Raw genomic sequence first — 7,901 nt, forward strand, 5'->3', positions numbered from 1 at the left:
GTTCTATCGCTATGAAACTCCTGACCCAAGGATACACTCGAAAGAATATACCTGAAGGGGTCAGAGCCATATGGTGATGGTATTGATCATTAGAATGATTTGTTACTATTTAATATCCTGTGTTTTGATACATTTTCTCAGGATTTAACTTATACTCGTCAAATGGAATCGGATAATAGCGATCCTTGATCGAGATATTGGATAGCTTGGCATTTCCATAATCAGACTGATTCTTCTTTTTAAAATAATCGACCAGAGCGTTTGCATCGTAATTACGGATAAGGTCAAACCACCTGTGATTTTCAAAGGCAAGTTCTACACGACGTTCGTGTAAAATAGCATCTTTCAATGTGGGGTATTTAGAGAAGTAGCTAGCATTAGTTCTTGAGCTTGCGTATGATGGTAAGCCTGCTCGAAGTCTAACTTCATCGAGTAAAGCAATCGCTTCTGCATCTTTACCTAAATTCATCTTTGCCTCTGCTAAAAGCAACATCACGTCAGCATAACGAATTAATATCCAATCATTCCCCCCTCTTCCTTCGGTACCAGCTACTTCGCTGTTGTCTCTAAATTTGGTAATAAACCAATCTTTAACCTGAGCGTGTTCTGCAAACTTGATAGAGAAACTTTTTCGTAAATCTTGCTCTTCATAATCTTTTACAAGATCATGCTTGACATTGCCTCCGATACCGGTTGATACAAATTTGGAGTTGATGTTTTCTCCCCTTGCCTGATTATTGCGTGCAATACTGGAACTGTAGTTTTGATCACCTTGTAAATATTGAACTTGCATAACTAATTCTTTACAGGTGCTTTTCTTGCTGACATCAAAAACATCTGCATAAGGGATCTCAGTGAGTTTGCCAAAAGTACGCATGCCGTATGATGCCGCGAGATATTGCTCTGCTTTTTTAAAATTAGCCTGCTTGTCACCCGTTAATGTAGCTCCCATAGTCAGGTAAACTTGTCCTAATATAGCATTGATAGCGGCCTTGGAAGTGCGACCTACGGCATACTGCCACTGTACATTGGCAGGTTGCTGTTGAGTGCTTCTGTCAAATCGGCAACAATCTGCTGATAGACAACAGCTTCTTTCTGTCTATGCGCAATTTCGGCCGCTTGCTCTTTAGTCGTGATCTCGACGGTTGACAACGGAATATCACCAAATTTGCGTACCATATGGAAATACAAGAGGCCTCTAACAAACTTGGTCTCGGCAATGTATCGTTCTTTGACCGCATTGTCGGCAAATGTTACACGGTCGATATTGGATAATAAAGTATTGCAACGTGCAATGCCATCGTACATCGCTGACCAATGTGTTTTGATATAGGAATTACTCGGTAGTATGGAGAAATCATTAAACTGAAAGGGTTCGCCTGCATTAGATTGGTTATCATCACGGCCTGTATTGTCCGAACGCTCTTCACTGTAAAGCGCACTGGACTCACCGATAGTGCTTCCCGAGCGTAATGCTTGGTATAAACCATTAACAGCCAATAAAACGTCGTTTTCTGACTTGAAATATGCGCCAATAGTAACCGCGTTGGGGTTATCCTGATTTAAAAAACCTTTATCGCAGGAGGATAGTGCTAAAAGAACGAAGGGTAATAAATATCTTTTTTTCATGATAATCGATTTTTTAAAATGTAACTTTTAATCCAAGATTGAATGTACGCACCAAAGGATACAAACCGTAATCTACCCCAGGAGTCAGATTACCGCGTTGATTGTAGTCGGGCTCTGGATTGTAACCTTTATATTTGCTAATGGTAAATGGATTGTCTACACTTGCGGATATCCTTACACCTGAAAGAGCTAACTTATTGGCAGTTGCAGTTGGTAAGCTGTAACCTAATATAATATTGGTCATCCTAAGGAAAGATCCATCTTGTAGGTAAAAAGTAGATAGACGGGTGCTGTTGCTCTGCGTACCACCCCTTGAAGCACGATATACTTCACCATTGCCTGGGTTTGATGCCGATCTGTACCGTTGGGCAACGTCTGCATATTGATTGCCTGAACCTTCCATATTATATAAGTAATAGTCGTAACCATCCAATACTTTATTTCCCTGTGATCCATTGAATGAGGCTCTCAAGTCAAAGTTTTTATAACGTGTATTGATCGCAAATCCGTAGGTGAAATCAGGATGTGGACTTCCGATAACACGTTTGTCTTCATCATTCACAATGCCATTTCCGTCAACGTCTTCAAAATAAAGATCTCCTGGTTGCAAAGGATTAGTTGATCCTGCAGATGGGGCAACACTTTTATAGTTTTCTTCGGTAGCTACTCCCAATACTTTGAATCCGTAGAACATACCAATAGGACTGCCCTCTTGTGTAATATGCGTGATATATGAGCGTTCTGCCCCATTTGTCATAATGGTAGATCCGCCACCAAGATCCAGTACTTTATTGCGGTTGACATTGATGTTACCGCTAATACCTAAATCAAAGTCTTTTTTACGCACTAAGGCAGCATCGACTTGAAGATCAAATCCTTTGTTTTCAACTTTACTATTAGGCAAGTTGGTCAAGATCGTTGTTGCTCCTGATACTGCGGTGATCGGTTGATCGAACAACATATCGGACGAACGACTCAAATAAATATTACTCATAATATTCAAGCGTCCTCGGAAAAGTCCTAAATCCAAGCCAGCATTGTATTGTGAGGTGGTTTCCCAACCCAATTTCGGGTCACGTAAATCTCCGGGAGCAAGTGATGTTTCCACTTTGTCACCAATAATCACACCTGTAGGTGAATTGTATGTGGTTTTAGCCTTATATTCACCAATATTGTTGTTTCCACTTTTACCCCAACTTACTCTTAGCTTCGCAGTAGACCCCTCTCCTAGCCATGCATCATAAAAATCTTCTTTAGAGATGGTCCAACCTGCAGAAACGGAAGGAAATGTTCCCCATTTGGTGTTAGGTCCAAAACGAGATGAACCATCCGTACGGAAAGATGCAGATAGAAAATATTTGGATGCATAACTGTAGTTTACGCGGCTAAAATACGACTGCAGTGTTGTAATTCTTTTATATGCATCGAGTAGTTGAAAATTTGATGGATCTGCACCTTTGTTGGTAATCTCTTCAATAGCATCGTTTTGAAATCCATTGGCGCGAACAGACATGTAATCGATATCTGTCCTTTGAGCCGAATAACCTAACAGGGCTGTCACTTGATGTTTTTCTGCAAATGTCTTATTATAATTTAAGGTCGTTTCAACTAACTTATCAATTTCACTAAGCGTATTGGCGTCGGCATATGCTGCGGCTTTTGCAGAATTTGAATAGGGTGCATTATTACCATTTGAAATACTTGTAGGTCTATAATAATCGTACTTCTCGTCATAAGTTGCTAATCCACCATTTACTTTTAGGCTCAAACCATCAAAGATTGAGAAATCTGCAAAAGCATTATATAAACCGCGTTTTCCGCGTCTGTTATTTTTGATCTCAGTGACGTAGGCCAATGGATTTTCTGGATTTTGGACGCCATAGTTGTTACCTGAAAGATTTGCCATCAAAAATTTAGCGTAACTACCATCTTCATTATAAACAGGAAGTGTAGGTAAATAAATTAATGCGGCCATAGAAGGACTCCTATCATAGCGGCCTGTGGTCACTTCGTTGTTATCGTTGTAGGTGAAAGAGACATTGGCTCCGACAGTAAGTCGCTTACTTACCTTAGCATCGGTATTGGCTCTAAAATTAAAAACCTCCTGCCCTGTACCCAACATAATACCTTCCTGATTTTGATATGAAGTACTTAAAAAGTATCTGTTTTTATCGTTTCCACCATAGGCAGATATATTGTGTCTTTGAAAAGGTGCATTTCGGTATAAGGCATCTTGCCAATCGGTATCATATTTTGCTTTCTTGGCCAAACCTGTCGAAAAATCGTAGTATTCTTCTGGAATCGATACTGAACCGGCATTACTTACGCGAGCAACACGGTCGGCATTGCTATCTAAACGCATATTTTCATTCCAAACCAATCCTCTTCCTGTAACTAAATCTTTATAGGCATTATTTCGACCATCAATCAGTAAATCGATAAATTCTTCAGAATTTAATAGATCTATCTTTTTTGATAATTGTCCAAAACCACCTAATACTTCGTAATCGATATTACTACGACCTTCTTTACCTCGTTTGGTCGTAATAAGGACAACACCGCCAGCGGCACGAGAACCATAGATTGCGGCAGAAGCGGCATCTTTAAGGACATCAATGGTTTCAATATCATTTGGATTGATATTTAAGTTGTTTCCCGAAGGATAGCCGTCAATGACATACAAAGGATCCGATCCTGCATTGATAGATCCCATTCCACGTACCTTAATTTTTGTTCCTTCATAAGGCGCGCCACTCGTTTGCATAACTTGCACACCTGCTATTTTACCGACTAAAGCTTGCGACAGCTTAGGTAATGTCAGGTTGAGTTCTTCTGCTTTTACACTTGCAATAGCTCCTGTCACATCAGATTTACGGATTTTTTGGTAACCTATGGAAACCATTACTTCCTCGAGTTGCTGCCCTTCTGAGGTCATCTTAATCTGAAATCCACTTTGGGAAGTAATGGTCTGTTGTGTGGTCGTATATCCAATAAATCGAATAGAGATGGTATCTCCGACTTTTCCGTCCATCACAAATCGACCGTTATGATCTGTCTGATAGTCTTGTTGGGTGCGCAAATTGCGGACAGTCGCGCCAATAATGGGTTGACCAGCTTCATCGAGCACGGTTCCGGATAGCTGCTGTTGAATGTTAAGTTCACTTTTCAACAATGCTATTCTTAAATTGCTTGCTTCTGTAGGTAGTGAGTGGCATGTAAGTGGTAATAACAGCCACAATAGTCTAGATGATTTAAAGTACATGAGTTTTGCCTTTACAAATAAGATTGATTAGCGGCAAAGCTATAGGTTGAGTGTTAAGTAAGGATTATCATAAGCTTATGAAATGATTAACAATCGTGTGCGTAGCAATAGGAAATACAACTTTTCCTACAAAAAAATCATTATTTGACAATATGTAAGTTAAATTTAGTTGCAAAATCATTTTTATATGGCAACAAAAACATCAAAATAGATCAAACTAACAGTAGTTAGGATATTTTTTAATAATTTTCACATAAAAGTAATCTTACTATAGATATAGTAAGATCGTTTTGCTTGTTCGCGACTATATTGCTCGTTCACATCAAAAAATATATCTTTTCGATCTTGTGGAATACAATAAAAACACGCTATGAAGAGATTATAATTTTATAAAGTCGAATCAAATATTGGCTTGATATTTTATAAAATACATATTAATAAAAAAAGCAGGGAATCATCTTGACTCCCTGCTTTTCCAGACCTTTAAACGTTTTTTATGTTTGTACGTTTAAAATTATAATATTAATTAAGCATTTAGAACTTCTTCTGAAAACACAACACCCTCGTAACAAGCATTATAAATCGCTTTCAATTCATCTAAAGAAGGTACACGTGGATTAAAACCTGTACATGGGTCAACTAAAGCATTTTGAGCAATAAAATCTAAGTTTTTCTCCCAAATCTCTTTAGAGATACCAAAATCTTTGATTGAACCCTTGTTATTCACCTCCGAACGTAAATGTTCAATAGCTACTGCTAAACCTTCTGCTGTTTCCTCTCCAATTATTTTAGCCAACTCTGGGTAACGTGCAGTTTCTTGTGCATTATAGCGGATGACATTGGGTAGAAAAATGGCATTGGAAGCACCATGCGGAATACCATATAATGCACCTACTTGATGTGATAAAGAGTGTACAATACCTAACCAAGCGTTATTGAAAGCTAAACCTGCCATAAAAGAGGCATCATGCATATTTTGACGAGCTGTAATGTTATCTGGATGAACCACAGCTTCTTTTAGATTGTCAAATACAAGTTCTAATCCGCCTTTTGATAATGCATCGGCATAATTATTCTCGATATTGGAAACATAAGCTTCAACACAGTGTGTTAATACATCAAGACCTGTATTTGCGGTAACGTGAGCTGGCATCGATGCACATATTTCTCCGTCTACAATAGCTATATCAGGTGTAAGTTCGTAAGAAACGACTGGATATTTGACACCTTTCTCGCGATCTGTAATTACAGCAAGACCTGTTGTTTCTGTACCTGTACCGCTTGTTGAAGGAATGGCTATGAACTTGGCCTTATTTCTTAATACTGGAACGGTAAAAGGTTTTATAATACTATCAAAATCGATATCTGGATATTCGTAGAAAACCCACATAATCTTAGCAGCATCAATAGCGGAACAGCCTCCTAATCCAATAATCCAATCGGGTTGAAAAGCTTGAATCTGCTCTGCACCTTTAAGGCAAGTTGTTGATGAAGGATCTTCTTCTACTCCTTCAAAAATGCTGACTTCGATGCCCGCTTCTGTAAGAAATGAAATCGCTCTATCTAGTGTGCCACTTTTACGCATTGAATTGCCACCTGTTACAATTACAGCTTTTTTACCTTGGATATTTTTCAATTCGTCAAGACTTCCAGCACCATGGAAAACCTCGCCTGCAATAAATAATTTACTCATTTTTCTGTTTTTTGTTTTGACAAAATTACATGAGCTGTACTTAGCACTGTTATACAAATGGGACTATCCGTTATACATTTGCGACAGTTCTTGTTGCAGTTGTGTTGGTGTTTCTTTTAATTTTGATCGTACAAACTTGTTCAACGCTGACGGTGAATTAAAACCTAGATCGAAAGCAATCTCTTTGTGCGATAGATCTGAGAATGTCAACTGTCGCTTAATTTCAATTAAAATGCGATGATGAATGGTTTCAATAGCAGTATCGCCACAATGTTTTTTAGTAATGGCATTTAACTTTTTTGTTGTGATCATCAATTGCGATGCATAATACTGAACAGTACGATGTTGTTTATAATGGATATTTAACAATTTCTTGTATCGAATGTAAATGGGCTTATCTGTACTTTCTTGATACAATATAGGATGTAGACCATGGACCGATTCAATCAACCCTAATAAGAATATTTTTATATAAAATCTTGCTTGCTCTTTTTTAACAAGACTAGGATTTTGATAAATATCTTGAATAATATCTATCATTCCTAAACTACGCTGAAAATCATTTGCAGCAAGCATCGTGCAATTGAGTTGGGTAGAAAGATTAACATTGTATGTACTCAATTCATTTTTTAAAATATCGGAACAGAATAATATTTCTTCAAATAGGATGATTTTACCCTTTAGATCTATACTTTGATTTGAGATTAAACTCACCTGTTCTGGAAATATTACCGCTATTTTACCTGATTTGAGGTTATGAATTTCATCTTCTACACTCATTTGCATAGTTCCTCCTTCAATCACATAGATGCAAAAATGATCTTTTTTATGCGCTTCTGTATATTGATCCAAATTTTCATCGGTCAAATCAAATACTCTAAAAGACAATTCTTGGTCTTCCTTCTTCTGCTGATTATCTTTTATCTTTAATTTCTTCAAAACCTTTAACTTTGTTTATTATACAACTGGGCGGTAAATCTAAAAAAACTAATAACACTTAAACGTAAAAAAATCTAAACCTTTAATTGTCCAAAAGAATATTTAAATATCGGATCTCATGACTCCAATCTAAAAACATCCATCATTTAGTCTATAATATGGTTTAAATCACACTCATTGAGCATTGCGTTTTCTTCTTATTTCATACTATAAGTAAAAATTATGCGCTATCAGTCTACCAGATTGCAAAATCTCAAACAGCAAAAATGTAAGATTATAAATTTATCAAAACGAAAATTGATTATATTGACATTTACAAAATAATCAACATAATAACCAATTACTCAATAAATATGTAATCAGTTCCGTCCTAAATAA

Annotated in this window: 5 protein-coding genes; all 5 read right to left on the reverse strand. The window is 37.3% G+C overall.

The genetic code is table 11. From position 1 onward, the window contains the following. Positions 1-109 precede the first annotated feature (109 nt). The 5 genes from L950_RS34460 to L950_RS22950 all read right to left on the reverse strand — a co-directional run bounded on the left by L950_RS34460 (position 110) and on the right by L950_RS22950 (position 7,523). Positions 110-952: a RagB/SusD family nutrient uptake outer membrane protein gene (locus tag L950_RS34460; RefSeq protein WP_231577814.1), complete on the reverse strand. Its 843-nt coding sequence runs from the start codon at positions 950-952 to the stop codon at positions 110-112. A 53-nt stretch (positions 953-1,005) separates the two neighbouring features. Beyond that, positions 1,006-1,629, reverse strand: coding sequence for a RagB/SusD family nutrient uptake outer membrane protein (locus L950_RS34465; RefSeq protein ID WP_231577815.1), 624 nt, complete (start codon positions 1,627-1,629; stop codon positions 1,006-1,008). 13 nt (positions 1,630-1,642) lie between these two features. After that, positions 1,643-4,798: a SusC/RagA family TonB-linked outer membrane protein gene (locus tag L950_RS22940; RefSeq protein WP_231577816.1), complete on the reverse strand. Its 3,156-nt coding sequence runs from the start codon at positions 4,796-4,798 to the stop codon at positions 1,643-1,645. 619 nt (positions 4,799-5,417) lie between these two features. Next, positions 5,418-6,584, reverse strand: coding sequence for an iron-containing alcohol dehydrogenase (locus tag L950_RS22945; protein ID WP_021190525.1), 1,167 nt, complete (start codon positions 6,582-6,584; stop codon positions 5,418-5,420). Positions 6,585-6,647: 63 nt separating this feature from the next. Beyond that, on the reverse strand, positions 6,648-7,523 hold the full coding sequence (locus tag L950_RS22950) for a helix-turn-helix domain-containing protein (RefSeq protein WP_021190526.1): 876 nt from the start codon (positions 7,521-7,523) through the stop codon (positions 6,648-6,650). Positions 7,524-7,901 lie beyond the last annotated feature (378 nt).

This window comes from Sphingobacterium sp. IITKGP-BTPF85 (genome assembly GCF_001006065.1).
GTDB lineage: Bacteria > Bacteroidota > Bacteroidia > Sphingobacteriales > Sphingobacteriaceae > Sphingobacterium > Sphingobacterium anhuiense.